The sequence below is a fragment of the Nocardioides daphniae genome, assembly GCF_004777465.1.
Taxonomy (GTDB): domain Bacteria; phylum Actinomycetota; class Actinomycetes; order Propionibacteriales; family Nocardioidaceae; genus Nocardioides; species Nocardioides daphniae.
On sequence record NZ_CP038462.1, the window covers coordinates 2,344,885 to 2,369,554 of the forward strand.

Here is a 24,670-nt window from a genome sequence, read left to right on the forward strand (position 1 = left end):
GACGCTACCCGTCGGCGCCGACAGCTCGGGGCCCGGACTCCGGCGTGCGTCGCAACGGTGTCAGAACGGGGAGGCAGCCACACCGAGGGCCGCGGCCGCCACCCCGAGCCCTGCGGTGCCGAGGAGGTGGAGCAGCGCGCGCCCAGGCGCGGCCGCACCCTCGACGCCGCCGCCGGCGAGCAGCTCGACGCTCTGCAGGACCGAGGTGCTGAAGGTGGTGAACCCGCCCAGCAGCCCCACCACCGCCACCCGGGCCCAGGCGTGGTCGTCGACCGCGCCCGCCAGGAGTCCGATGAAGAGGCAGCCCACGACGTTGACGGCGAGGATGCCGCGCACCTGGCCCCGGCCCCACCGGTGGGTGGCCGCCAGGTCGCACAGGTGGCGCGCGGCAGCGCCGAGGCCACCGGCCACGGCGACCGCACCCGCGGTGACGAGGCCGCTCACCGGACGGGGCTCGCTTCGGTGGCCCGCGTGCGGCTGCCCAGGCGTACGCCGGCCCAGCAGGCCGCGAAGCCTGCCGCGAGCGTCACGGCGACGAGCGCGAGCGCGGTGACGGGGACACCCTCACGGGCACTGTCCACGACGTCGAGGGCGAAGCCGCTGTAGGTGGTGTAGCCCCCGAGGACCCCGGTGCTCAGGAGCAACCCCGCACGAGAGGCTCGCCGGCGGGCGAGCACGGCGGCCAGCCAGCCGAGCGCGAAGGCACCGGTGACGTTGACCAGGACGGTCGCCCACCCGACGCTCCAGCCGTCGAGGTGGCCGAGGCCGAGGGAGACGCCGTGCCGGGTCAGTGTCCCGACGGCGCCGCCGAGGGCGACGAGGAACGGGCCGGACCCGATGCGTGGCGACGCAGGTCTCGCTCGCTCCAACGACGTTGCCGCCGGCTCAGTAGACCGTGACGTGGACGTGGTCGTAGTGGTTGGCGGTGACCGACCCACGGTCGGACATCCCGCGCCAGCCCTCGCCGGAGCGCTCGACCGACCAGATCTTCTGGGCGTAGATCAGGTACTCGATGCCCAGCGCGGCGTGGTTGGCGCGCAGCATCTCGGCGATCTCCCAGCCGGCCTCACCGCTGATCATGATGTCGACGGCGCGACCCTGGCCGTGCTCACCGTCGCTGCGGAAGGTGCCGTACGTCGTGACCTGCGGGAAGGCGGCGCAGACGGCCTGGTGGACCTTCTTGATGCTGGCCGAGACGCCAGAGGGGACCGAGGTGCCGTTGGTGCACTCGCCACCGATGGCGGCGACGGTGGGCTTCTCGGCGTCGAGGTAGCCGGCGGTCACCCAGCGGGACTTGCCCTGGACGACGAGCTCCTCGCGCCCCTCGGCCTTGCGGCCGGTGACCAGGACCTTCTTGCCGGCGTCGAGGAGGCCGACCTTCTCGGCGTCGTCGCCAGCGGCGCTCCACAGGTTGAGGGCGACGGTGGTCCAGAGCTTGGTCTTCGCACCTGCGATCGCGCGCTGGGTGGCCTTGCGCTCCTGGGCAGCGGCGGCGCGGGCGGCCGCGGCGGCCTTCTCAGCCTTCTCGACCTTGGCCTCGGCGGCCGCGCGGCGGGACTGGTTGCGGGAGACGGGGGCGTCACGCTTGGTGATCGCGGCCTCGACGCGCGGGGCTTCAGCGCGGAGGCTCGTGTCGGAGGAGACGGGCTGACCCTGGACGACGCCGAGGGTGACGGCGGAGACGGTGGCCAGGACGGCTACCGGGGCCGCCACGAGGGCGGCACGGGGGACGAGACGGGTAAAGGCGCGGGCATTGGTTTCCCGCTTGTGGCGATGTTGGGCCACAGCGCTGATCCTTTGCTGTTGCTGACAGGTGTCCGGTGATCGGGGGGGGGTCTCCCCGGGCACGATCAAGGAGTCAAGCACAGATCGACTCGATCGGCACGATCGTCGGAAGATGTCTTGTCCGTCGACCGCATCTCACCAATTCAGATGACGGCGCACCCTCGCGCTAGCCGCCGGTTGCCTCGTTGGCGTCCTCTTGCACGTGGATGCCGCGACCGTCCTGGTCGTCCAGCCAGCCCTCCGGGAGCACCACCCGCTTGCGCGGCGCGCCCTGGCGACCACGCGGCGCACCGAGCTCGGAGACCGGGAACGCCTCGTCCGGGTCCAGCTCGTCGAGCAGGGCGCTGAGCGTGGCCAACGAGTCGACCAGGGCCAGGGAGTGGCGCAGGGTGCCGCCGGCGCGGAAGCCCTTGAGGTACCAGGAGACGTGCTTGCGGAACTCCTTGCAGCCGCGCTCCTCCCCCATGTGCTCGCAGAGCAGCTCGGCGTGGCGCAGCATCATCGTGCGCACCTCGCCGAGCGTGGGCAGCACGGTGGTGGTCGGCGTACCGGAGAAGGCAGCGGCCAGGTCGCGGAAGAGCCACGGCCGCCCCAGGCAGCCACGGCCCACGACGACGCCGGCGGCGCCGGTCTGCTCGACCATGCGCACGGCGTCCTTGGCCTCCCAGATGTCGCCGTTGCCCAGCACGGGGATGTCGACGTGGTCGACGAGCTCGGCGATCGCGTCCCAGTCGGCCGTGCCCGAGTAGGCCTGCTCGACGGTGCGCCCGTGCAGCGCGATCGCGGTGACCCCGCTCTCCTGGGCGATCCGCCCGGCGTCGAGGTAGGTGAGGTGGTCGTCGTCGAGTCCCTTGCGGGTCTTGATCGTCAGCGGCACGTCGTACTTCGACGTCGCGGCGACCGCGGCCTCCAGGACCTCGGCGAGCAGCCCGCGCTTCCACGGGAGGGCTCCCCCGCCGCCCTTGCGGGTCACCTTGGGGACCGGGCAGCCGAAGTTGAGGTCGACGTGCGCGACGCCGTACTCGTTGCAGAGGATCTCCGCGGCCTGGCCGACGTACTTCGGGTCGGTGCCGTAGAGCTGGACCGAGCGGACGGTCTCCAGCTCGTCGAAGACCAGCATCTTCTTCGTGGTCTCGTCGCCCTCCACGAGGCCGCGCGAGGTGATCATCTCGCAGACGTAGAGGCCGGCGCCCTGCTCCGCGCAGAGACGGCGGTAGGCGGCGTTGGTGATCCCGGCCATCGGCGCGAGCACCACCGGCGTCTCGACGCGGACGTTGCCGAGGACGAGCTCGGTGGGCAGGGACGCTGCGGTGGTCACGGACACCCCACCATTGTCGGCAGCGCCCCCGGCCGCTCCCAAATCAGAAGCAGGTGGGGCCGGTCACGCCCACGTCACCACTGGACCAGCTCGTGCGAGGCGGAGAGGGGCCCACCGGCGTCCGACGCCCTGGCGCACTTGCCCGCGGTGGTGCACCGGACCAGGCGCGACCTGCCACGGGTGGTGAGCTCGAAGACGAAGCGGGAGCTGGTCTCGAACCGGGCCGTCTGGTCGGCCACCTGGCCCGGTGCGCCGTAGGCGAGCTGCTGGAGGATTTTGCCGTCGGACATCCGACGCACCTGGAGCACCGCGCGCCGCTTCACCCGACGCGGGCCGGTGCCGATGACCAGCTTCTTGTCGGGCGAGACGGCCAGCGCGGTGAAGCGTGCGCTCCAGGCCGGGGTGCCGGGTGCCGAGATCGAGGTGGGGCCGTAGGCGTACGGCCCGGGCGTGCCGGGTGCCGGCCCGACGAAGACGACGTCCTGACGCAGGAAGCCGGCGTTGAGGCCGGGACCGAGCCGGCGGTCGGTCCCGGTGGCGGGCGCCCAGTCGGCGGCGTAGGTCACGTCGGGCTCGCCCGCGGGCTGGCGGTGCAGCAGCACGCGGCCGCCGGCGGCGTCGTACGGCTGCGTGCAGAGCGAGGGACCGGTGGTGTCGGTGGCGATCTCCGCACCGTCCCGCGTGCGCAGGACCCAGAGGTCCAGGCCTCCGCGGGAGCCGACCGTGAGCAGGACCTGCTGGCCGTCGCGGGAGAGCCGGATGCCGACGCCGCTGCCGCGCAACCCGGCCCAGGGCATGGGCACCGGCGCTCGGCCGGCCCGGATCCGGTGCACCCGGACCGTCGCGCCGCCGCGCCTCTTCTTCGTCCAGCTGGCCACGATCCAGGCACCGTCGGAGCGACCGAGCAGCACCTGGCGCCCCTTGTCGGCCCTGACCTTGACCCGGATGCGTCGACCTCCGGCGTGGATCCACCCGTCCTGCAGGTGCGCAAAGGTGGCGTCGGGTCCGCGCCTGAGCCTGGCGGGGTCGATCGTGCGGACCGGTGGCGGCGCGGCGGCGGCCTCCACCGCCCGGGCGCCGGCCCGGACGGGGGCTCGCCCGACGCCGGCGCCGCAGTGACCCCCAGGCACACCGCGACGACTGCCGCGGCGGCCCGTGCTCCGGACCTGCTCGCTGTGACCATCCCCCGAGAGTGCCACCGACGTCGCCGCGCCGGAAGGTCCGGAAGGACAAATCAGTCGCGCACCTGCGGACCGGTCACCACATGAAGCGCTCGAAGGTGATGGAGACGTTGCTCCCGGCGTCGGAGGCCTTCGCGCACCGGCCCGAGGTCGTGCAGCGCACCAGGCGGGACCTGCCAGCCTTGGAGAACTGGAAGACGAAGCGGGTGTCGGACTCGAAGCGTGCGGTCTGCTCGTTGGTGTCGGAGATCGACCAGTCGCCGGGGTCGACGACCTTGCCGTAGGAGAACTGCTGCAGCACCTTGCCGTCGCTCATGCGGCGCACCTGCAGCACCGCCCGCTTGCGCACCAGCCGCGGGCCGACACCCAGGACGAGCGAGCCGTCGGGCGACACGTCCAGGGCCGCGAAGCGCGCCGACCACGCCGGTGCCCCGGGGGCGCTGATCGCCGTGGGGCCGAACCGGTAGGTGTCCACACCGTCCTGCACGAAGGCGAGGTCGCGGCGGTAGAAGCCGGCGTTCATCAGCGACCCCAGGACCCGGTCGTCGTCCGAGCCCGGTCGCCAGTCGGCGGCGAAGACCTCGTACGTCGTCTCGTCCTCCTTGTGCAGGAGCACGCGGCCGGCGTCGGCGTCGTAGGGCTGGGAGTAGTACGTCGTGTAGTAGTCGTCGACGGGCGCGCCGTCGACGGTGCGCGTGACGACGACGGTCGCTCCGCCACGGTCGTACCGGGTGCGCAGGAGCCGCGTGCCGTCACGCGAGACGCGGATGCCGTAGAACTCACCGCCGAACTGCCGGGTGCGGCTGCCGGGCAGCAGCTGCGGAGCCCTGTTGGCCCGGACCCGGTGGACCCGCAGGTAGCCCTTGCGGTAGCTGGCGACGAGCCAGGCGTTGCCGGAGCGGCCCAGCAGGGCCTGGCGCCCCTTCGTGAAGGGGACGCGCACCCGGACCGTCTTGCCGCCGGCGTGGATCCTGCCGTCCTGCAGGAACGGGATCGTGGCGTCGGGCCCGCGCCTGAGCTTGGCCGGGTCGATCGTGCGCACCGGCGGCGCCGGAGCGGCCCCCTCGGACGCGTGCGCCGTCGCGGAGACCGGCGCGAGCGCCACCCCCAGCGACAGCGAGACGACGGCCGCCGCGACGGCCCTGGCGGTGCTTCCCCCGAGTGCGTTCATGCCACCCACGGTGGCACTCCGGCACCCGGAGGAACATCCGCAATATTGCGGATCAGCAGCCGAGCAGCTTGCCCGCGAAGTAGTTCGAGATGCCGTCGAGGGAGATGCGCTCCTGGCTCATCGAGTCGCGCTCACGCACGGTCACCGCGTTGTCCTCGAGCGTGTCGAAGTCGACGGTGACGCAGAACGGCGTACCGATCTCGTCCTGCCGGCGGTAGCGGCGGCCGATGGCGCCGGCGTCGTCGAACTCGACGTTCCAGTTGCGACGCAGCTCGGCAGCCAGCGCCTTCGCCTTCGGCGAGAGGTCGGCGTTGCGGCTCAGCGGCAGGACCGCGACCTTGACCGGCGCCAGGCGCGGGTCGAGCTTGAGCACGACGCGCTTGTCGACGCCGCCCTTGGTGTTGGGCGCCTCGTCCTCGGTGTAGGCGTCGACCAGGAAGGTCATCAGGCTGCGGGAGAGGCCCGCTGCCGGCTCGATGACGTAGGGCACGTAGCGCTCGTTGTTGGCCTGGTCGAAGTAGGACAGGTCCTGGCCGGAGTGCTTCGCGTGGGTCGTGAGGTCGAAGTCGGTGCGGTTGGCGATGCCCTCGAGCTCACCCCACTCCGAGCCCGCGAATCGGAAGCGGTACTCGATGTCGGTGGTGCCCTTGGAATAGTGCGACAGCTTCTCCAGCGGGTGCTCGAAGAGGCGCAGGTTGTCGCGGTCGACGCCGAGGTCGACGTACCACTCCAGGCGCTCGTTGATCCAGTACTTGTGCCACTCGTCGTCCTCGCCGGGCTTGACGAAGAACTCCATCTCCATCTGCTCGAACTCACGCGTGCGGAAGATGAAGTTGCCCGGGGTGATCTCGTTGCGGAACGACTTGCCGATCTGGGCGATGCCGAACGGCGGCTTCTTGCGCGCCGACGTCACGACGTTGGCGAAGTTGAGGAAGATGCCCTGCGCGGTCTCGGGGCGCAGGTAGTGCATGCCCGACTCGTCCTCGACGACGCCGAGGTGGGTCTTGAGCATGCCGGAGAACTGCTTCGGCTCGGTCCACTGGCCGCGGGTGCCGCAGTTGGCGCAGGCGATCTCGGTCATCGCGACGTCGTCGGGGTTGTCGATCCCCTTCTTCTCCGCGAACGCCTCCTGGAGGTGGTCGGCGCGGAAGCGCTTGTGGCACGAGAGGCACTCGACCAGCGGGTCGTTGAAGGTGGCGACGTGGCCCGAGGCGACCCAGGTCTCCTTCGGCAGGATGATCGAGGAGTCGAGGCCGACGACGTCGTCGCGGCCCTGCACCATGGACTTCCACCACTGGCGCTTGATGTTCTCCTTGAGCTCCACGCCCAGCGGACCGTAGTCCCAGGCGGACCTGGTGCCGCCGTAGATCTCACCGCACGGGAAGACGAATCCACGGCGCTTGGCCAGGGAGACGACGGTGTCGACAATCGTTGCGGGCGGCTTGGCCACGGGGTTCACTCCTGCTGTGCACACGGCCGGCTGGCTGCCGACCTCGAAGAGATCAGCCTAACGACCGCGCCTGCTGGTCGTTCAGCACGCCACCCGGAACCACCGGCTCGTAGGCGCTGGGCTCGTCGATCGCCATGCTGAGCACGGGCACGGCGGTGAGCTTGACCTCGTACGTCGACAGCGCGCGGCGGTAGGAGCCGACGTCGCGCCACTGCGTGTGGACCACCCACAGCTCGGGGTCGTCGAGGTTGCGCCCCACCCCGCCCTGCTCGAAGCCGCGCTGGGCGGCCAGGGTGTCGTACGCGGCCCGGAGCTGCTCACGGAGCTCCTCGGCGCGCTCGAGCGGGACGCGGAAGCGGTTGACGACGATCACGCGGCGAGCCTAGGTCACGCAGGTCACGCTGCCGTCGTTTGAAAATGGTTCTCAGTGCGTGTGAGAATCGTTCTCATGCGTTTCAACCGTCGTGCCACCTCCGCCCTTGCCGCCCTCGCCGCGACCGCCCTCGTGACCACCGGGTGCGGCGCCCTGGCCGAGGACTCCGGCGACGACGGCGACCTGCGCCTGGCCGCCGGCTTCTACCCCCTGGCCTGGGTGGCCGAGCGCGTGGCCGGCGAGCACGCGACGATCACCACGCTCTCGCAGCCGGGTCAGGACGCGCACGACGCCGAGCTCACCATCACCGCCCGCGCCGCGATCAGCGACGCCGACCTGGTGCTCCTCAACGGCGGCTTCCAGCCGGCCGTCGACGTGGCCGCCGAGCAGTCGTCCGGAGAGGTCCTCGACGCCGCGAAGGTGCTGGAGCTGCGCGAGGTCGTCGACCACGAGGACCACGCCCACGCCGAGGACGACCACGCGGACGCCAACGACCACCACGCCGAGGACGACCACGCGGACGACCACGAGGGCCACGACCACGGCGACGTCGACCCCCACTTCTGGCTCGACCCGCTGCTGATGGCTGACCTCGGCGACGAGCTGGCCACCAGCCTCGGCCAGGTCTCCCCCGACCTGGCCGACGAGTTCACCGCCGGCGCCGAGGCGCTGCGCGCCGAGCTCGAGCAGCTCGACGCCGACTACACCGAGGGGCTCGCGGGATGCAGCCGCAGGACCGTCGTGGTCAGCCACGACGCCTTCGGCTACCTCTCCGCTACGGGCTTGAGTTCGAGCCGATCGCCGGCCTCTCCCCCGGCGCCGAGCCCACCCGGCCGACCTGGCCCGGCTGCGCGACCTGATCCGTACCGAGGGCGTGACCACGGTCTTCAACGAGGTGCTCGCCCGGTCGAGCTCGCCGAGTCGCTGGCGAAGGGAGCCGGCGTCACCACCGCCGTCCTCGACCCGATCGAAGGACTGGGCGAGGAGCCCGGCGACGCCGACTACCTCTCCCTGATGCGCGACAACCTGGCCGCGCTGACGAAGGCCAACGGATGCTGACCCGCAGGAGACCCCCGCCGACGCCACCCCCGTCGTGCTCCGCAACGGGTCCGTCACCATCGAAGGACGCCGGTGCTGCGCGGCGTCGACCTCACCTCGAGCAGGGCGACTTCCTCGCCTGATGGGTGCCAACGGCTCCGGCAAGTCGACCCTGGTCCGCGCCCTCACCGGCCTGCGCCCGCTGGCCAACGGCTCGCTGGAGCTGTTCGGTACGCCGGTGGCACAGTTCCACGACTGGCGCCGGGTGGGCTACGTCCCCCAGCGCACCACCGCCACCTCCGGCGTCCCCGCGTCGGTCTGGGAGGTGGTGGCCTCCGGCCGCCTCACCCGCCGCGGGGTGCTCCGCCCGCTCACCCGCGCCGACCGCCGGGTCATCGACGAGGCGATCGCGCTGGTCGGGCTGGAGGAGAAGGCGCGTGCGGGCGTCTCCACCCTCTCCGGCGGCCAGCACCAGCGGACCCTGATCGCCCGCGCCCTGGCCGGCGAGCCCGACCTCTTCTTCCTCGACGAACCGACCGCCGGCGTCGACCTGCCCAACCAGCAGGCGCTGGCCGACACGCTGCGGGCGCTGAAGGAGCGCGGCTCCACGATCGTCCTGGTCGCCCACGAGCTCGGCCCGATGGAGTCGCTGGTCGACCGGGCCGTCGTGCTGCGCGACGGCCGGGTCGTGCACGACGGCCAGCGGCTCACCGACGCCGAGGTCCACCACCCCGGCCTCGGCCACGCCCACCACCACCCGTCGACCCCGACGCACGACCACGTGCCGCAGGTGCTCGCGCCCTTCGACGACCCCGCGACCGCGAGGAGGGGGATCACTGATGCCCGACTTCTGGTCCCTCCGGGCTACGACTTCATGCAGCTGGCGCTGCTCGCCGCGCTCTTCACCGGCCTGGCCGTGCCGGCCGTCGGCACCTACCTCGTGCAACGCCGGATGGCACTGATGGGCGACGGCCTCGGGCACGTCGCCGTCACCGGCGTCGCCATCGGACTGGTCACCGGCACCGCCCCGACATGGACCGCGGTCGCCGCCGCCGTCGTCGGCGCCGTCGCGATCGAGCTGATCCGCGAGCGCGGGCGCTCGGGCGGCGACGTCGCCCTGGCCCTGCTCTTCTACGGCGGCCTGGCCGGCGGCATCTTCGTCGCCGGGCTGGACGGCGCCGGCACCTCCCGGCTCCAGCAGTTCCTCTTCGGCTCGATCATGACGATCACCCGCGAGGATGTCCTGGTCACCATGGTCCTGGCCCTGGTGCTCGTCGTGCTCTGCCTGGGCCTGGCGCCCCAGCTCTTCGCCGTCGCGCACGACCCCGACTTCCCGCGTGGCCGGACTCAACGTCCGCGCCTACAACCTGCTCGTCGCCGTCCTGGCCGCGGTCTCTGTGACGGTGGCGATGCGCAGCGTCGGCTTGCTGCTGGTCTCCGCCCTGATGGTGATCCCGGTGGCGACCGCGCAGCAGGTGACCAGCTCCTTCCGTCGCACGCTCGCCATGTCGATGGGCGTGGGCACCGTCGCGGCGGTCGGCGGACTGCTGGTGGCCGCCGCGGCGTCCTACCGGGCCGACGTGGCCCCCGGTGCCTCGATCGTCCTCGTCAGCCTGGCGCTCTTCCTGGTGGCCTGGCCCTTCGGGGCCTGGATGCGCCGTCGCCAGCGCCTGCGCACCCCCTTCACCGACCCGACGCCCGACGAGCACCTGCTCAGCGGCGAGCACCCCCACCAGCACGGCGACGGCTGCGGCCACGAGGCCGTCGACCACGGGGACCACGTGGACTACCTCCACGACGGCCACCGGCACGCACCGCACGGAGAGCACTATGACGAGCACTGACGCCACGAGCACCGACGCCTCGAGCGCCGACGCCTCAGGCGCCTCGAGCACCGAGGCCGGGACGGGCGCGCTGCGGCCGACGCGACAGCGTACGGCGGTGACGGAGGCGCTGACTCGGGTCGACGACTTCCGCTCGGCGCAGGAGATCCACGAGATGCTGAGCGAGGCGGGCGAGAAGGTCGGCCTGGCCACCGTGTACCGCACCCTCGCGGCGCTCTCCGAGGCCGGCGTCGTCGACGTGCTGCGCACCGAGGAGGGCGAGGCCGTCTACCGGCGCTGCGTGGCGACCCACCACCACCACCACCTGGTCTGCCGCTCCTGCGGAGCAACCGTCGAGATCGAGGGCCCGGCAGTCGAGGCGTGGGCCGCGGCCATCGCCCGGGAGCACGGCTACGCCGACATCAGCCACGAGCTGGAGCTCTTCGGCACCTGCGCCGCCTGCGCGGCTGGCTGACCGGCGGGGCGTCGAGCCTCAGACCTGGTTGGGCACCGCGCCGCCGTAGCGGCGGTCGCGGCGTGCGTACTCGTCGATCGCTGCCCACAGGTGACGGCGGTCGACGTCGGGCCACAGCACGTCGGAGAAGACGAACTCGGCGTAGGCGGACTGCCAGGTCATGAAGTTGCTCAGCCGCTGCTCCCCCGAGGTGCGCCACACCATGTCGGCGTCGGAGAGCTCGGGCACGTAGAGGTGCGCGGCAATCGTCCTGTCCGTGATCCGCTTCGGGTCGAGGCGGCCCTCGGCCACCTTGCGCGCAATGGCCTGCACGGCGTCGGTGATCTCGGCCCGACCGCCGTAGTTGACGCACATCGTGAGCGTGCAGACGGTGTTGTCCTTGGTCAGCTCCTCGGCGACCTTCAGCTCCTTGATGACCGAGCGCCACAGCTTCGGCGCGCGGCCCGCCCAGCGGACCCGCACCCCCAGCTCGTGCATTTCGTCGCGACGTCGGCGGATGACGTCGCGGTTGAAGCCCATCAGGAAGCGCACCTCGTCGGGTGAGCGCGACCAGTTCTCCGTGGAGAACGCGTAGGCCGAGATCGCCTTCACCCCGATCTCGATGGCGCCCTCGACCACGTCGAAGAGGGAGGACTCCCCCTGCTCGTGGCCACGCGTACGCGGGAGCCCGCGCTCCTTGGCCCACCGGCCGTTGCCGTCCATCACGACGGCGACGTGGTGCGGCACCAGCTCGGCCGGGATCGGCGGCGGCGTCGCACCGGACGGGTGCGGCGAGGGCGGGCGTACGGGGCGATTCACGCAGGGCAGCCTAGTGGGCGAACGGGTCGGTGATCGCGGACAGCCGAGCCAGGGAGGTGACGAGCTGGTCCATCGCCTCGTCGCCGAGGTGCTCGCGCCACTCCTCGAGCACCCGCGCGACCTCGGCGCCGGCCACGGGCACGAGCGCCCGCGCCCTGGCCGTGAGGCGCACCAGCCGGGCGCGACCGTCGGTGGGGTCGGGCACGCGCTCGACGTAGCCGTTGCGCTCGAGCTGGTCGACCAGGTGCCCGGCGGTCTGCTTCGTCACCCGGGCACGGTCGGCCAGCTCCACCAGTCGGGAACCCTCGTCGGCGACCCGGGAGAGCAGCCGTGCCTGGGCGACGGTGACGTCGTCGACACCGGCGGCGAGGACGGCGGCGTAGGCCCGCTCCTCGAGGGCACGGTTGGCGACGAAGAGGTGGACGCCGACGGCCGGATCAGGCACAGGAGCTCCCTTGACGACGAGGAACGAGAGTGACAGTTTAGTCAGATAATCTGACTACTTGGGGGATCCCATGGACTCCGACACCATCTGGCGCCACATCGACGCCGAGCGCTCCTCGTTGGCAGACCTGCTCGACGGACTGACCGAGACGCAGTGGTCCACACCCTCGCTCTGCCCCGGGTGGACGGTCCGTGACGTCGCTGCCCACCTCGCCATGGCCCAGTCGCGGGTGGGCGACGTCGTCGGCCCCATGCTCCGCTCGGGCTTCTCGATGGACCGGATGATTCGGCAGAGCGCCGTCACCTCGCCCCTCGGCCACGACGAGATCACCCGTACGCTGCGCGGCTTCGTCGGCTCCCGGCGACGGGCCCCGTTCGTGCAGGAGACCGAGCCGCTCCTCGACATCCTGGTGCACGGCCAGGACATCTGCCTCCCCCTCGGTCTCGACCGCCCGATGCCGCTCGACGCGGCGCGGGTCGCGGCCGACCGCATGGTCACGCTCAACCGGCGCCCGGTGGTGCGGTTGCGCCCCCCTGAGGGGAGTCCGCCTCGAGGCCACCGACACGGACTGGTCGACGGGCACGGGCACCACCGTCCGAGGGCCGATGCGGGCCCTGGTGATGGTCGTCGCGGGTCGCGGACGGGCCGTCACCCGCGAGCTGTCGGGCGACGTGTCGGCGGCCGTCGGCGCCTGACGGGCCCAGCGTCGCGACCAGCGCGGGGCCTAGCGCTCGACGTACTCCAGCGACCGCAGCCCCCGCTCGAGGTGCCACGCCAGGTAGGCGGCGACCAGCCCGCTGGCCTCGCGGCAGGTGCGGGGCTCGGCCGCGTGCACGACCGGCCAGTCACCGGCCAGCAGGGCGCCGAGCAGCACCAGGGTGTCGGGCGCCGGCGTCGCCGACCCGGGCATCCGGCACACCACGCAGAGGACCCCACCCGCTGCGGGGTGGAAGAAACGGTGCGGCCCCTCGGTGCCGCAGCGCACGCAGTGGTCGAACGACGGGGCGTATCCGGCGACCGAGAGCGAGCGCAGCAGGTAGGAGTCGAGCACCTGCCCGGGTGCGTGCACGCCGGCGACCATGGCGCGCAGGCCACCCACCAGCAGCAGGAACTGCTGGACCGCGGGCTCGCGCTCCTCCATGACCAGCTTCTCGGCGGTCTCCAGCATCACGGTCGCCGCGGTGTAGCGGTCGTAGTCGAGGGCCATCGCGGCGTGGAACGGCTCCAGCGTCTCGGCCTGGGTGATGGTGTCGAGCGACCGCCCCTCGGCCAGCTGGAGGTCGACGTGGGTGAAGGGCTCGAGCCGCGCACCCCACCGCGAGGTGGTGCGTCGTACGCCCTTGGCCACCGCTCGGACCAACCCGTGGTGACGGGTCAGCAGGGTGATGATGCGGTCCGCCTCGCCCAGCTTGTGGGTGCGCAGCACGACCGCCTCGTCGCGGTAGAGAGGCACCCCTCCATTGTGCCTCGTCCCCAGATCTCGGCACGGGAGGCCGGCCGGCGTCCACCACAATGGGGATCTTGGCGCGCTCTCCCACACAAACCCGCGTCGGCTGAGACACTTCCGGCGTGACGCCTCGCTTCCTGCACCCGGGCACGCCTGCCTGGACCCTCGTCGTCGTGGCGTTGCTCGTCGCGAGCGGGCTGGGCGCGCTCCACACCGCCCCGCACGGCAGCCTGGTCCCCACCTGGTGGCCGCCCGTGGGGCTGGGCATCGCGCTGCTGGCCATGACGTCGAGGCGGTGGTGGTACGTCCTGGTGCCCGCCGTCGGCGGCGCCACCCTCCTCACCAACGTGGTGCACGAGGCTCCGCTCGACTTCTCGCTCGTCTTCACCGTGCTGAGCATGGTGCAGGCCGTCGCCGGGGCGCTGGTGCTCCGCGGCCGGCGCCACCACGGCGACGTGCAGCTGACGACCCAGGACGACGTGGTCGACCTCGGCGTGGCAGCCCTCTGCGCGGCCACCATCTCGGCGGTCGGGGCGGCCCTGGCCGGGCTCGTCGGTCGACGGCCCGGACAGCGCCTTCCTCTTCCGTACGCTCTTCCCCGCGCACCTGGCCTCGGCCCTGGTCATCCTCCCCGCGCTCCTCCCCTGCCGTCGCCCGCGGCTGCGCCACCGCGCGCGGGAACGGCTGCTCCAGCTGGGGCTGCTGGTCCTCGCCATCGGGGTCGTCTTCGGCCCCACGCAGGAGCTCAACCTCGTCGCGCTGCCGCTGCCGGTTCTGATGTGGGCCGCCTACCGCTTCGGGCTCCGTGCCGTCGCGTGGCAGATCCTGGGCGCCACGGTCGCCATCAGCCTGCTGACCTGGGCGGGGCACGGCCCCTTCACCCAGGCTGAGGGCGAGGCCCTGAGCGCCGCCACCATCGGCGGCCTGACGCAGGCGTACCTGATCTGCCTGGTCGCCCTCTGCATCCCCGTCGCCATCGGCGTGCACACGAGCGACGTGCTGCAGCGCAAGCTGCGCTCGTCGCGCCACCTCAGTGACATGACGCTGTCGACGACCGCCTGCATGATCCTGGTGACCGACACCGCCGGCACCGTGGTCCGGGCCAACGAGGCGGTGCGCACGGTGCTGGGCCACGCGCCCGACGACGTGGTGGGCCGCCCCATCTGGGAGACGATCGTCCCGGAGGAGCACCGCGACCTGGCGATCCCCATGTTCGAGAACCCCGACGGCTCGGGCGTGCCAGCGACGGTCGAGGCCCCCCAGCGCGACGTGCACGGCAAGGAGCACCGCGTGCTCTGGACGTCCGGCGTCGTGCGCGACGAGGAGGGCAACGCCACCCACGTGGTCATGACCGGCTTGGACGTCACCGTCGAGCGACAGTCGTCGGGCCTGGTGGAGAACCTCCTCGGAGCCGCCCTCGACACCGCCATCATCGGCCTGGACACCCGCGGCCGGGTCACGCTCTTCAACACCGGCGCCGAGAAGATGCTCGGGCGCGGTGCCGACGAGGTGATCGGCTCCTCGTTCGTCGACGTGCTCGACCCGGACGCGTTCGCCGCGTGGGCGGTGGGCGTCGGTGGCGAGGCCACCTTCGCCACCCTCGTCGACCATTTGGTCGAGGCACCTCCGAGCGACTGGGAGTGGCGCAGCGCCCCGCGCGCCGGCGTTCCGCTGCGACGCGTCTCGATGGCCCTGAGCCCGGTGACGGACCACTACGGCAACCTGATCGGCTACCTCTGCGTCGGCACGGACGTCACCGACATCCACGCCACCGCCGAGCTCCTGATCACCGCGCTCGAGAAGGAGCGTCAGGTCGTCGGCCACCTCAAGAGCCTCGACACCGCGAAGGACCAGTTCGTCTCCACCATCAGCCACGAGCTGCGCACGCCGGTCACCACGATCGTGGGCTACTCCGAGATGCTCACCGACGGCGAGCTGGGCCACCTCTCCCCGGCGCAGGCGAAGGCGCTGGAGGCGATCACCCGCAACGGCGACCGCCTGGTCAGCCTGGTCGACAACCTGCTGGCGCTCAACGGCCTGGCCGCTGAGGGGCCCACCTGGGACCGCGACCCGGTCGACCTGCGCGAGGTCCTGCGCGCCGCCGAGACCGAGATCGGCAGCCTCGTCGACCGTCGCTCGCTGGCCGTCTCCTTCGAGAGCCCCGACACCCCGGTGCGGGTGGTCGGCGACGTCCCGACACTCACGCTGGCGCTGACCAACCTGCTGAGCAACGCGGTCAAGTTCACCCCGGACGGCGGCCAGGTGCGCTGCCTGCTGGACACCCAGGGCGCCGAGGCCCGGGTGCTCGTGCACGACACCGGGATGGGGATCCCCGAGGACGAGCAGCACCGCCTGTTCGAACGGTTCTGGCGCAGCACCACCGCCCAGCGCAACGAGATCCAGGGCACCGGGCTGGGCCTCTCCACCGCCCAGACGATCATCCATGCCCACGGCGGCCGGATCGAGGTGGAGTCGAACGAGCGCAGCGGCACGACCGTCACCGTCGGCATGCCGCTGAGCGAGGCCGACGGCAGCACCCGCCGCTGACGTACGACGAGGGCCGAGGACGTCACCGTCCCCGGCCCTCGTACGTGGTCGCTCGCGGCCTGCGTCAGGCCCGGTTGACCGCGCTCACCACGGCCTTCAGGGAGGCGGTGACGATGTTGGCGTCGAGCCCGACGCCCCACAGCACCTTGTCGCCCACGGCGCACTCGACGTACGCGGCGGCGATGGCGTCGCCGCCGGCCGAGAGCGCGTGCTCGTGGTAGTCCAGGACGCGGACGTCACCGCGGTCGGCGTACGCGGGGTTCCCCGCCGCCTGCTCGGCAGCGACCAGCTCACCCAGGGCGTTGGTGAAGGCGTTGATCGGGCCGTTGCCCTCGCCGGTCAGGGTGCGGGCCTCGCCGTCGACGTAGACGTTGACGGTCAGCTGGTCCTTCTCGCCCGCAGCCGAGGAGGTGTGCACCGAGTTCAGGCGCAGCGGCTCGGTGCGATCCAGGTACTCCGCGCTGAAGACCTGCCAGATCCGCTCGGGGGTGATCTCGCCGCCCTCGGTGTCGGTGTGCTGCTGGATGACGCGGCTGAACTCGATCTGCGCGCGACGCGGCAGGTCCAGGTTGTGCTCGGCCTTCAGGACGTAGGCGACGCCGCCCTTGCCCGACTGGCTGTTGACCCGGATGACGGCCTCGTAGCTGCGGCCGACGTCCTTCGGGTCGATCGGCAGGTAGGGCGCCTCCCACTCGATGTCCCGCACGGAGATGCCCTGCTCGTCGGCACGGCGCTCCAGGTCCTCCAGACCCTTCTTGATCGCGTCCTGGTGGGAGCCGGAGAAGGCCGTGTAGACCAGGTCACCGGCGTACGGGTGGCGCGGGTGGACCGGCAGGCCAGTGCAGTACTCGACCGTGCGGCGGACCTCGTCGATGTCGGAGAAGTCGACCTGCGGGTCGATGCCCTGGCTGAACAGGTTCATGCCCAGGGTCACCAGGTCGACGTTGCCGGTGCGCTCGCCGTGGCCGAAGAGGCATCCCTCGACGCGGTCGCCGCCGGCCATCAGGCCCAGCTCGGTGGCCGCCACCGCGGTGCCACGGTCGTTGTGCGGGTGCAGGCTGATCGCGGAGTGCTCGCGGCGGGTCAGGCCACGGCTGAAGTACTCGATCTGGTCGGCGTAGGTGTTGGGCGTCGACATCTCGACGGTCGCCGGCAGGTTGAGGATGATCTCGCGACCCACCTCGGGCTGCCACACGTCGCTGACCGCCTCGCAGACGCTCAGCGCGAAGTCGGTGTCGGACTGGGTGAAGATCTCCGGGCTGTACTGGTAGCCGAAGTCCTCGGTGCCCACGATGCCGCCCAGGTGCTGCTCGGCGTACTTCATCACCAGCTCGGTGCCGCGCACCGCGATCTGGGTGCACTCGGTCGGGGTGACGCCGAAGACGACGCGCTGGAAGAGCGGCGCGGTGGCGTTGTACAGGTGGATGGTGGCGCGCGGGGCACCGGCCAGCGACTCGGCGGTGCGCTCGATCAGGTCCTCGCGAGCCTGCGTCAGCACCGAGATCTGGACGTCGTCGGGGATCCGGTCGCCCTCGATCAACTGGCGCACGAAGTCGAAGTCGGTCTGGCTGGCGCTGGGGAAGCCGACCTCGATCTCCTTGTAGCCCATGGAGACCAGCAGGTCGAACATCTTCAGCTTGCGGGCCGGCGTCATCGGGTCGATCAGCGCCTGGTTGCCGTCACGCAGGTCGGTGGAGAGCCAGCGCGGCGCCTTGGTGATCTTCTGCGACGGCCAGGTGCGGTCGGGCACGGTCACCGGCTCGAACGCCCGGTAGCGGCCGAACGGCATGGGGCTCGGCTTCTGCTGGTTGGCGGCGTTGCTCAGGTTGGTCATGGTCTTCCTCGTCTTGTGGTCGAACGGGCGACCGGCGCGCAGCATGCACTCCGCAACGAGGGGGCCGGGGGTTTCAGGCCTCGTTGCGGCAGCGAAGAAGAAGGGCGAATCGCATCATGACCCGGCCATGCTAACTCCGAGTGGGCGCGGATGGCGATCCGGGGCTCTCGTAGGCTCGCCCCATGGAGTCCAACCCGCCCCGACTGCTGGTGGTGCACCACTCGCCGACGGCGAGCTCGCGTGCGCTCACCGACGCCGCGCTCACCGGCACCCGCCTTCCCGAGCTCGCGGAGCTGGGGCCGCTCGAGGTCGTTGTCCGTGAGGCGCTCGAGGCCACCGCCGACGACGTACGCGGGGCAAACGGGCTGCTGCTCGGCACCCCGGCCAACTTCGGCTACATGAGCGGGGCGCTCAAGCACTTCTTCGACTCGACGTTCCTGCACCTCGGCGGGGCACTGGGAAGTGACGGCCAGGGCAGTGAAGGCCAGGGCGACGGCGCCGCAGCCACCGGCGCCAAGCTCCCGTACGCACTGTGGGTGCACGGCCGCTACGACACGGTCGGCGCGACCCGCTCGGTGGAGTCGATCGCCCAGGCACTGCCGTGGCGCCGGGTGCTGCCCCCGCTGGAGCTGCTCGGCGACGTCGACGACGACGCGCGGGCGGCCGCCACCGAGCTCGGCGCCACCGTCGCCGCCATGACGCTGGAGTCACGATGAGGAGCCTCGCCGCCCTGGCCACCGTGCTCCTGCTGGTGCTGACCGGGTGCAGCGGCGGTGACGACGACTCGTCGGCCCCGTCGCCCTCGGCCTCCACCGCCAGCGAGACGGCCGAGCCACCCAAGCCGCCGCGGCGCCCCCAGGTGGGCGACTGCTACCGGCTGAGCTTCGACGAGGCGTTGGCCCCCACCGCCCCCACGAAGCGGGTGCGCTGCGGCCGCAAGCCCACCGCCATCACGTTCCACGTCGGCAAGGTCGAGCGCAACCGTGCCGGGCGTCCACGCCCGGTCGACTCCGTGCGCGTGCAGCGCCAGGTCGCCCGAGCCTGCCCGGAGCGGCTCGCCGGCTTCCTCGGGGCCACCCCCGAGCAGCTGCGCCGCAGCCTGGTGCGCGCGATCTGGTTCACCCCCACGCTCGAGCAGGCCGACGCCGGTGCGGACTGGTTCCGGTGCGACGTCGTGGCCGCCGGCCCGGGGCGTACGTTCATGGTGCTGCCCCGGAAGATGGCCGGGGCCTTCGGCGACGACGGGTTGCGGGAGAAGTTCTCCCTCTGCGCGACGGGCGAGCCCGGGACGAAGTCGTTCACCCGCGTGACGTGCTCGGCGCCGCACGCGTGGCGTGCGGTCTCCACCGTCGACATCGCCGGTGACGGCTACCCCGGCAAGGACGCGATCGCCGCCGCCATGGACGACCCCTGCAGCGACGCCGCCACCGACGCCGCGAGCAACCCGCTCGACGTGCGCTGGTCGCAGGAGGGCCCCACCCGGGCGCAGTGGCGGGCCGGCCAGCGCTACGGGATCTGCTGGGTGCCCTGACCCGCGCCCGTCATCGGCTCAGAAGCCCAGCTTGCGCAGCTGACGCGGGTCGCGCTGCCAGTCCTTGGCGATCTTGATGTGCAGGTCGAGGTAGACCGGCGTGCCGAGCAGCGCCTCGATCTGCTGCCGAGCCGCCTTGCCGACCTCGCGCAGCCGGGCGCCCTTGTGGCCGATCATGATCCCCTTCTGTGAGTCACGCTCGACGTAGAGGCTGGCGTAGATGTCGAGGAGCGGCTTGGACTCGTCGCGGCCCTCGCGCAGCCCCATCTCCTCGACGGTGACGGCGATGGAGTGGGGCAGCTCGTCGCGCACGCCCTCGAGCGCGGCCTCACGGATCAGCTCGGCGACCAGGATCTCCTCCGGGGCGTCGGTGAGGTCGCCGTCCGGGTAGAGCGGCGGGCCCTCGGGCAGCTGCTCGACCAGCAGGTCGGCGAGCAGGTCGATCTGGTCGCCGGAGACCGACGACACCGGGATGACCTGCGCCCACTCGGTGTTGGTGGCCCGGCCGAGCTCGGTGATCGCCAGCAGGTGCTCGGCGATCTGCTCGGGGGTGGCCAGGTCGGTCTTGGTGGCGACCGCGATCTTCGTGGTGCGCTTGACCTTGGCCAGCTCGTTGACGATGAAGGTGTCTCCGGGGCCGATCTTCTCGTTGGCCGGGAAGCAGACGGCGACGACGTCGACCTCGGCCCAGGTGGTCATCACCAGGTCGTTGAGGCGCTCGCCGAGCAGGGTGCGCGGGCGGTGCAGGGGGGTGTCGACGAGGATGAGCTGGGCGTCGTCACGGTGGACGATGCCGCGCACGACCGTACGTGTGGTCTGCGGCTTGTTGGAGGTGATCACGACCTTCGAGCCCACCAGCGCGTTGGTGAGGGTCGACTTGCCGGCGTTGGGTCGGCCCACGAAGGAGACGAATCCGCTCCGGTGGGCGGGGGTGGTCTCGTGGTCGTCGTTCATGCCTGTTCCCTTGCCTCGGTCGCCGCGTCGTAGTCGGCCCAGATCTGCTGGTCGCTCTTGCCGGCCGCCTTGCCCGCCCGGTGGATCGGTGCGGGGTCGACGGCGCGCGGCTGCCGCGCGGCGGTGCTGCGCCAGTAGCCCATCACGTCGTAGGCCGAGGTGGGCAAACGGCGCTCACGCATCAGGTGCTTGCGGATGGCCCGCATCTGCGCCGACTCCCCCGCCATCCAGAAGTAGCCCTCGCCCTCCGGCCAGTCGATCGCCTCGACGGCGGCTGCGAGGGCGGAGGTCTCGTGGTGCGGCACGTCGAGCCAGGTCACGTCCGACTCGGGCGGCAGGTAGGACGCGACGTCGGAGGGCACCTCGGCCCAGATCCGGGTGGGCACGTCGACCGCCTCGCGGATCCTCGCCATCGCCGGCAGGGCGGTGAGGTCGCCGACCAGCAGCAGCCACGCCGCGTCGTCGGGCATCGCGAAGGAGCCCTTGGGCTCGGTGACCGTGACGACGTCGCCGACGCAGTCACCGGCCGCCCACTCCGTCACCAGGCCGGTCTCGTGGACCACGACGTCGAGCACCAGCTCCGCGCCGTCCCACGACCGGACGGTGTAGTAGCGCGACTGGAACTGGCCGGGCACCACGAGCCCCACCCACTCGTCGGCGATCCCGGTGCTGCGGAACTCCGCCAGGCCAGGTCCGCCGAGGACGAGGCGCACGAAGTGGTCGCTGAGCTGGGTGCGCCGCAGGACCTCGGCGCTGAACTGCTGGGCTCGGGTACTCACGTGCTCAGGTTAGTTGGTCCCCGACCAGGTGAGGGTGCCGCGAGGGTCGCCCAGGTGCACCTGCACCCCGGCCCCGGCGAAGTCGCGCACCACGGCGGCCTCCGCGTCGGTCAGCCCGGCGCCGTCGGAGAGGCGTACGACCGCCTCCAGGCCCGTCGAGCCGGACGCGATCGCCATCGCCACGCAGACCTGCACCGCGCCCAGCTGCAGCGAGGGAAGGTCGACCGAGGCCGCGGCGTACGTCCGTCCGTCGCGGTCGCGGACGGCTGCCCCCTCGGCTGCCCCCACCCGGGCTCGGGTGGCGCGCGCCAGCGTCACCAGCTTGGCGTCCTCGGCGGAGAGCTGCTGCTCGGTCATTCCTCGTCCTCCTCGACGTCGTCCGACGCCTTGTCGTCGTCGCCGGCCACCTCGACCGGACTCACCAGGACCGTGCCGATGCGGTTGCGCCGACCGGTCCCCTCCTCTGCCTCGAACCGCAGGCCGTGGACCTGCACGACGGCACCGGGCAACGGCACCCGGCCGAGGTGCTTGGCCAGCAGGCCACCGACGGTGTCGACCTCGTCGTCGATCACCGAGATGCCGAAGAGCTCCACGAGGTCGTCGACGGAGTAGCGCGCCGAGACCCGCGTGCCGCCCTCGACGACCTCGGCCTCGTGCCGCGCCACGTCGTACTCGTCGGTGATCTCCCCGACGATCTCCTCGAGCACGTCCTCGATGGTGACCAGGCCGGTCGTGCCGCCGTACTCATCGACGACCAGCGCCAGGTGCTCGCGGCGGGCCTGCATCTCGGCCAGCAGGGCGTCGGCGGGCACGGTGTCGGGCACGAAGTGGGCGTCCCGCATGACCTCGTCGACCCGCATCGTGGTCTCGAATCTCCGGGTCGTCGAAGTCACGGCGTACGACGTCCTTGAAGTAGGCCACGCCCACCACGTCGTCGAGGTTCTCGCCGACCACCGGGATGCGGGAGTAGCCCGAGCGCAGGAAGAGGCTGGTGGCCTGGCGCAGGTTCTTGTGCCGCTCGATCCAGACCATGTCGGGCCGCGGCACCATCACCTCGCGGCAGATCGTGTCGCCGAGCTCGAAGACGGAGTGGATCATCCTCCGCTCCCCCTCCTCTCGATCACGTGGGAGGCCTCGGCCAGGTCGACCAGCTCCCGCAGCTCGGTCTCGGAGGCGAAGGGGCCGCGACGGAAGCCGCGGCCGGGCGTGATCGCGTTGCCCAGCAGGATCAGGAACTGCGGCAGCGGTCCGAGGACCCTGGTCACCGCCACGACCGGCCCCGCCGCGGCGAGCGCCACGGTCGCGTCGTGCTGGCGCCCCAGGGTGCGCGGGGCGACACCCACCAGGACGAAGGAGACGACCGTCATGGCACCGGCGCTGGTCAGCGCGGCGGTCCACCACCGACCGTGGACGAGGTCGTGGACCCACAGGGCGACCGACCACCGCGGCGACCTCGCAGGCGATGCGCAGGAGCAGGATCGTGCTGAGGTAGCGGGCCGGCTCGTCGAGGATCGTGCCGAGCGCCCTGGCTCCGGCCCGTCGCTCGTCGGCCAGGTCGGCCGCCCGGGCCCGGGAGAACTGGCCGAGGGCGCTGTCGGCCGCCGAGAGCAGGCTCGCGAGCAGCACGAGCACGACCACCGTGACCAGCAGGGAGACCCCGCTCACGTGGCGCTCCTCAGCTCTCGCAGGGTGTCACTCGGACGGCCGGGCGCGCCACTGCGCGAGCAGCTGGTCCTGGAGGCCGAACATCTCCTTGTGCTCCTCGGGCTCGGCGTGGTCGTAGCCCAAGAGGTGCAGGATGCCGTGGACGGTGAGGAGCTCGATCTCGGCGAGGGTGCCGTGGCCGGCCGTCTCGCCCTGGCGCTCGGCGACCACGGGGCAGAGCACCAGGTCGCCGAGCACGCCCTCCTCGGGCTCCTCGTTGACCAGGCCGGGCCGCAGCTCGTCCATCGGGAAGGCCAGCACGTCGGTGGGGCCCTCTTTCTCCATCCAGTGTTCGTTGAGCTCGGCGATGGTCTCCTCGTCGACGGCCTTGATGCAGAGCTCGGCCTGCGGGTGGACGCGCATGGCGTCCATCACGAAACGGCTCAGGGCCGAGAGGTGCTGCACGTCCAGGTCGTACCCGGACTCGTCGAGGACCTCGATGCTCACGGACGGCTCTCCTTCTTGCTGCTCCTGCTGGGGGCGGACGAGCCCTCGCGACGGCTGGCCGCGATCTCGCTCCGGGCGTCGAACTCGTCGTACGCGGCGACGATCTTGCCGACCAGGCGGTGGCGCACGACGTCACCGCTGGTCAGGCGGTTGAAGACGACGTCCTCGACGCCGGTGAGGATCAGCTCGACGACCTTGAGGCCCGACTTCACGCCGCCCGGGAGGTCGACCTGGGTGACGTCACCGGTGACCACGATCTTGGAGCCGAAGCCCAGTCGGGTGAGGAACATCTTCATCTGCTCGGGCGAGGTGTTCTGCGCCTCGTCGAGGATGATGAACGCGTCGTTGAGGGTGCGTCCGCGCATGTACGCCAGTGGTGCCACCTCGATGGTCCCGGCGGCGAGCAGCTTCGGGATCGTCTCGGGGTCGATCATGTCGTGCAGCGCGTCGTACAGGGGGCGCAGGTAGGGGTCGATCTTCTCGCTGAGCGTGCCGGGCAGGAAGCCCAGGCGCTCGCCCGCCTCCACCGCGGGACGGGTCAGGATGATCCGGCTCACCTGCTTGTTCTGCAGGGCCTGGACCGCCTTGGCCATCGCCAGGTAGGTCTTGCCCGTGCCGGCCGGGCCGATCCCGAAGGTGATCGTGTGCTGGTCGATCGAGTCGACGTAGCGCTTCTGGTTGAGCGTCTTCGGACGGATCGTGCGGCCCCGGTTGGACAGGATGTTGTGGCTCAGCACCTCCGAGGGGCTCTCGGGGGCGGCGGTGCGCAGCATGCCGATGATCCGCTCGACGGTCTCGCGGGTGATCCCCTGGCCGGTGCGGATGATGGTGACGACCTCGTCCAGCAGCTTCTCCGCGAGCGCGACCTCCTGCGGCTCACCGTGGAAGGTGATCCGGTTGCCGCGGACGTGGATCTCGGCCTCGAAGGCATCCTCGATCAGCGACAGGAACTCGTCACCGGGGCCGAGCACGCTGACCATGTTGACGCTGGGCGGGACGACCACCGTGTGCTTGGTGAGGAGGGGTGACTCAGACATGGATGCTTTCAGCGTCGGCAGCGGGATCTTCCCCATGCTACGGGAGCGGCGTCACGCCGCCCACCGAGAATCGGGGCGACGCCGTGACCGGGGCTCGGCTCAGCCGGGCGGCCAGGTGAAGGGGCGCCCACCCAGCACGTGGAGGTGGGTGTGGAAGACCGTCTGGCCGGCGCCCGCGCCGGTGTTGAACACCAGCCGGTAGTCGTCGCCGACCCCGTCGGCGCGGGCCACCTCGGCAGCAGCGCTGACCAGGTCGGCCACGGTGGCCGGCTCGGCTGCCGCCAGCGCGGCCGCGTCGGCGTGGTGCGACCGCGGCACGACCAGCACGTGGGTGGGCGCCTGGGGCGAGACGTCACGGAAGGCCACGGTCGACGGCGACTCGTGGACGACGGTGGCCGGGATCTCGCCCGCCACGATCTTGCAGAAGAGGCAGTCGGCGTCGGGAGTGCTCATGGCCCCACCCTAGGACGGGCGATGATGCGTGGATCACAGGGCTGGCCTGACCCGAACGCCCACGCAATCAGGGGGTGGTG

General features: G+C 71.7%; 26 protein-coding genes and 3 pseudogenes. 7 read left to right on the forward strand and 22 right to left on the reverse strand.

The genetic code is table 11. The features are described 5' to 3' along the window. Positions 1-60 precede the first annotated feature (60 nt). The 8 genes from E2C04_RS11465 to E2C04_RS11500 all read right to left on the reverse strand — a co-directional run bounded on the left by E2C04_RS11465 (position 61) and on the right by E2C04_RS11500 (position 7,278). The gene (locus E2C04_RS11465; RefSeq protein WP_135832677.1) at positions 61-444 is read right to left on the reverse strand and encodes a fluoride efflux transporter FluC; all 384 of its coding nucleotides are present in this window, start codon (positions 442-444) and stop codon (positions 61-63) included. Continuing rightward, positions 441-869, reverse strand: a complete 429-nt coding sequence (locus E2C04_RS11470) for a fluoride efflux transporter FluC (RefSeq protein WP_229721682.1) — start codon at positions 867-869, stop codon at positions 441-443. Before E2C04_RS11470 ends, E2C04_RS11465 begins: the two co-directional genes overlap by 4 nt. A 16-nt stretch (positions 870-885) precedes the next feature. After that, positions 886-1,785: a VldE C-terminal domain-containing protein gene (locus E2C04_RS11475; protein WP_135832678.1), complete on the reverse strand. Its 900-nt coding sequence runs from the start codon at positions 1,783-1,785 to the stop codon at positions 886-888. Between the two features lie 166 nt (positions 1,786-1,951). Then, positions 1,952-3,109, reverse strand: coding sequence for a tRNA dihydrouridine synthase DusB (gene dusB, locus E2C04_RS11480; RefSeq protein WP_135832679.1), 1,158 nt, complete (start codon positions 3,107-3,109; stop codon positions 1,952-1,954). Positions 3,110-3,177: 68 nt separating this feature from the next. Continuing rightward, a complete protein-coding gene (locus E2C04_RS11485; RefSeq protein WP_135832680.1) occupies positions 3,178-4,170 on the reverse strand; it encodes a hypothetical protein in 993 nt (330 codons plus the stop codon). 190 nt (positions 4,171-4,360) lie between these two features. Next, positions 4,361-5,455, reverse strand: a complete 1,095-nt coding sequence (locus tag E2C04_RS11490; protein WP_135832681.1) for a hypothetical protein — start codon at positions 5,453-5,455, stop codon at positions 4,361-4,363. A gap of 52 nt (positions 5,456-5,507) precedes the next feature. Continuing rightward, the gene (locus E2C04_RS11495; RefSeq protein WP_135832682.1) at positions 5,508-6,905 is read right to left on the reverse strand and encodes a glycine--tRNA ligase; all 1,398 of its coding nucleotides are present in this window, start codon (positions 6,903-6,905) and stop codon (positions 5,508-5,510) included. Positions 6,906-6,957: 52 nt separating this feature from the next. Then, positions 6,958-7,278: an antibiotic biosynthesis monooxygenase family protein gene (locus E2C04_RS11500; protein ID WP_135832683.1), complete on the reverse strand. Its 321-nt coding sequence runs from the start codon at positions 7,276-7,278 to the stop codon at positions 6,958-6,960. Positions 7,279-7,353: 75 nt separating this feature from the next. On the opposite strand from E2C04_RS11500, the gene E2C04_RS11505 reads away from it, so the two are divergent. The 3 genes and pseudogenes from E2C04_RS11505 (at position 7,354) to E2C04_RS11520 (ending at position 10,614) form a co-directional block, all read left to right on the forward strand. Beyond that, complete coding sequence (locus E2C04_RS11505; protein ID WP_135832684.1) at positions 7,354-8,337, forward strand: metal ABC transporter substrate-binding protein; 984 nt, start codon at positions 7,354-7,356, stop codon at positions 8,335-8,337. Between the two features lie 34 nt (positions 8,338-8,371). Further along, positions 8,372-10,160 (forward strand): annotated as a pseudogene (locus E2C04_RS21495) (metal ABC transporter permease). Further along, on the forward strand, positions 10,147-10,614 hold the full coding sequence (locus E2C04_RS11520) for a Fur family transcriptional regulator (RefSeq protein ID WP_135832685.1): 468 nt from the start codon (positions 10,147-10,149) through the stop codon (positions 10,612-10,614). Before E2C04_RS21495 ends, E2C04_RS11520 begins: the two are co-directional and overlap by 14 nt. 18 nt (positions 10,615-10,632) lie before the next feature. Here the strand turns inward: E2C04_RS11520 and E2C04_RS11525 are convergent, their stop codons facing one another. Next, positions 10,633-11,412: an isoprenyl transferase gene (locus tag E2C04_RS11525; RefSeq protein WP_135832686.1), complete on the reverse strand. Its 780-nt coding sequence runs from the start codon at positions 11,410-11,412 to the stop codon at positions 10,633-10,635. Positions 11,413-11,422: 10 nt separating this feature from the next. Further along, on the reverse strand, positions 11,423-11,857 hold the full coding sequence (locus E2C04_RS11530; RefSeq protein WP_135832687.1) for a MarR family winged helix-turn-helix transcriptional regulator: 435 nt from the start codon (positions 11,855-11,857) through the stop codon (positions 11,423-11,425). Positions 11,858-11,927: 70 nt separating this feature from the next. On the opposite strand from E2C04_RS11530, the pseudogene E2C04_RS22045 reads away from it, so the two are divergent. Continuing rightward, positions 11,928-12,389, forward strand: a pseudogene (locus E2C04_RS22045) (maleylpyruvate isomerase family mycothiol-dependent enzyme); the annotation flags it as partial. A gap of 192 nt (positions 12,390-12,581) precedes the next feature. Here E2C04_RS22045 and recO read toward each other — a convergent pair. Then, on the reverse strand, positions 12,582-13,310 hold the full coding sequence (recO, locus tag E2C04_RS11540; protein WP_135832688.1) for a DNA repair protein RecO: 729 nt from the start codon (positions 13,308-13,310) through the stop codon (positions 12,582-12,584). Between the two features lie 654 nt (positions 13,311-13,964). On the opposite strand from recO, the gene E2C04_RS11550 reads away from it, so the two are divergent. Beyond that, a complete protein-coding gene (locus E2C04_RS11550) occupies positions 13,965-15,851 on the forward strand; it encodes an ATP-binding protein (protein ID WP_238694515.1) in 1,887 nt (628 codons plus the stop codon). A 64-nt stretch (positions 15,852-15,915) separates the two neighbouring features. Here the strand turns inward: E2C04_RS11550 and leuA are convergent, their stop codons facing one another. Further along, positions 15,916-17,685 (reverse strand): 2-isopropylmalate synthase, encoded by a 1,770-nt coding sequence (gene leuA / locus E2C04_RS11555; protein WP_135832691.1) that lies wholly within the window; start codon positions 17,683-17,685, stop codon positions 15,916-15,918. A gap of 182 nt (positions 17,686-17,867) precedes the next feature. On the opposite strand from leuA, the gene E2C04_RS11560 reads away from it, so the two are divergent. Both E2C04_RS11560 and E2C04_RS11565 read left to right on the forward strand, forming a co-directional pair. After that, positions 17,868-18,401: a flavodoxin family protein gene (locus E2C04_RS11560; RefSeq protein ID WP_135832692.1), complete on the forward strand. Its 534-nt coding sequence runs from the start codon at positions 17,868-17,870 to the stop codon at positions 18,399-18,401. Continuing rightward, complete coding sequence (locus E2C04_RS11565) at positions 18,398-19,216, forward strand: septum formation family protein (RefSeq protein ID WP_135832693.1); 819 nt, start codon at positions 18,398-18,400, stop codon at positions 19,214-19,216. Before E2C04_RS11560 ends, E2C04_RS11565 begins: the two co-directional genes overlap by 4 nt. An 18-nt stretch (positions 19,217-19,234) precedes the next feature. On the opposite strand, the gene era is transcribed toward E2C04_RS11565, so the two are convergent. The 10 genes and pseudogenes from era to E2C04_RS11600 form a co-directional block, all read right to left on the reverse strand. Then, complete coding sequence (era, locus tag E2C04_RS11570) at positions 19,235-20,170, reverse strand: GTPase Era (protein ID WP_135832694.1); 936 nt, start codon at positions 20,168-20,170, stop codon at positions 19,235-19,237. Next, the gene (locus tag E2C04_RS11575; RefSeq protein WP_135832695.1) at positions 20,167-20,949 is read right to left on the reverse strand and encodes a siderophore-interacting protein; all 783 of its coding nucleotides are present in this window, start codon (positions 20,947-20,949) and stop codon (positions 20,167-20,169) included. Before E2C04_RS11575 ends, era begins: the two co-directional genes overlap by 4 nt. Positions 20,950-20,958: 9 nt before the next feature. Beyond that, a complete protein-coding gene (locus tag E2C04_RS11580) occupies positions 20,959-21,306 on the reverse strand; it encodes a cytidine/deoxycytidylate deaminase family protein (RefSeq protein ID WP_135832696.1) in 348 nt (115 codons plus the stop codon). Then, the gene (locus E2C04_RS22050) at positions 21,303-21,773 is read right to left on the reverse strand and encodes a transporter associated domain-containing protein (RefSeq protein ID WP_420873108.1); all 471 of its coding nucleotides are present in this window, start codon (positions 21,771-21,773) and stop codon (positions 21,303-21,305) included. The genes E2C04_RS11580 and E2C04_RS22050 overlap by 4 nt, the downstream gene beginning before the upstream one ends. Then, a complete protein-coding gene (locus E2C04_RS22055) occupies positions 21,694-22,047 on the reverse strand; it encodes a CBS domain-containing protein (RefSeq protein WP_420873109.1) in 354 nt (117 codons plus the stop codon). Before E2C04_RS22055 ends, E2C04_RS22050 begins: the two co-directional genes overlap by 80 nt. Continuing rightward, positions 22,044-22,316, reverse strand: coding sequence for a CNNM domain-containing protein (locus E2C04_RS22060; RefSeq protein ID WP_420873081.1), 273 nt, complete (start codon positions 22,314-22,316; stop codon positions 22,044-22,046). Before E2C04_RS22060 ends, E2C04_RS22055 begins: the two co-directional genes overlap by 4 nt. A 133-nt stretch (positions 22,317-22,449) precedes the next feature. Then, positions 22,450-22,614, reverse strand: a pseudogene (locus tag E2C04_RS22065) (hypothetical protein); the annotation flags it as partial. A gap of 27 nt (positions 22,615-22,641) precedes the next feature. Next, positions 22,642-23,100 (reverse strand): rRNA maturation RNase YbeY, encoded by a 459-nt coding sequence (gene ybeY, locus E2C04_RS11590; protein WP_135832697.1) that lies wholly within the window; start codon positions 23,098-23,100, stop codon positions 22,642-22,644. Then, positions 23,097-24,137: a PhoH family protein gene (locus E2C04_RS11595; protein WP_135832698.1), complete on the reverse strand. Its 1,041-nt coding sequence runs from the start codon at positions 24,135-24,137 to the stop codon at positions 23,097-23,099. The genes ybeY and E2C04_RS11595 overlap by 4 nt, the downstream gene beginning before the upstream one ends. A 99-nt stretch (positions 24,138-24,236) precedes the next feature. Beyond that, complete coding sequence (locus E2C04_RS11600; RefSeq protein WP_135832699.1) at positions 24,237-24,590, reverse strand: histidine triad nucleotide-binding protein; 354 nt, start codon at positions 24,588-24,590, stop codon at positions 24,237-24,239. Positions 24,591-24,670 lie beyond the last annotated feature (80 nt).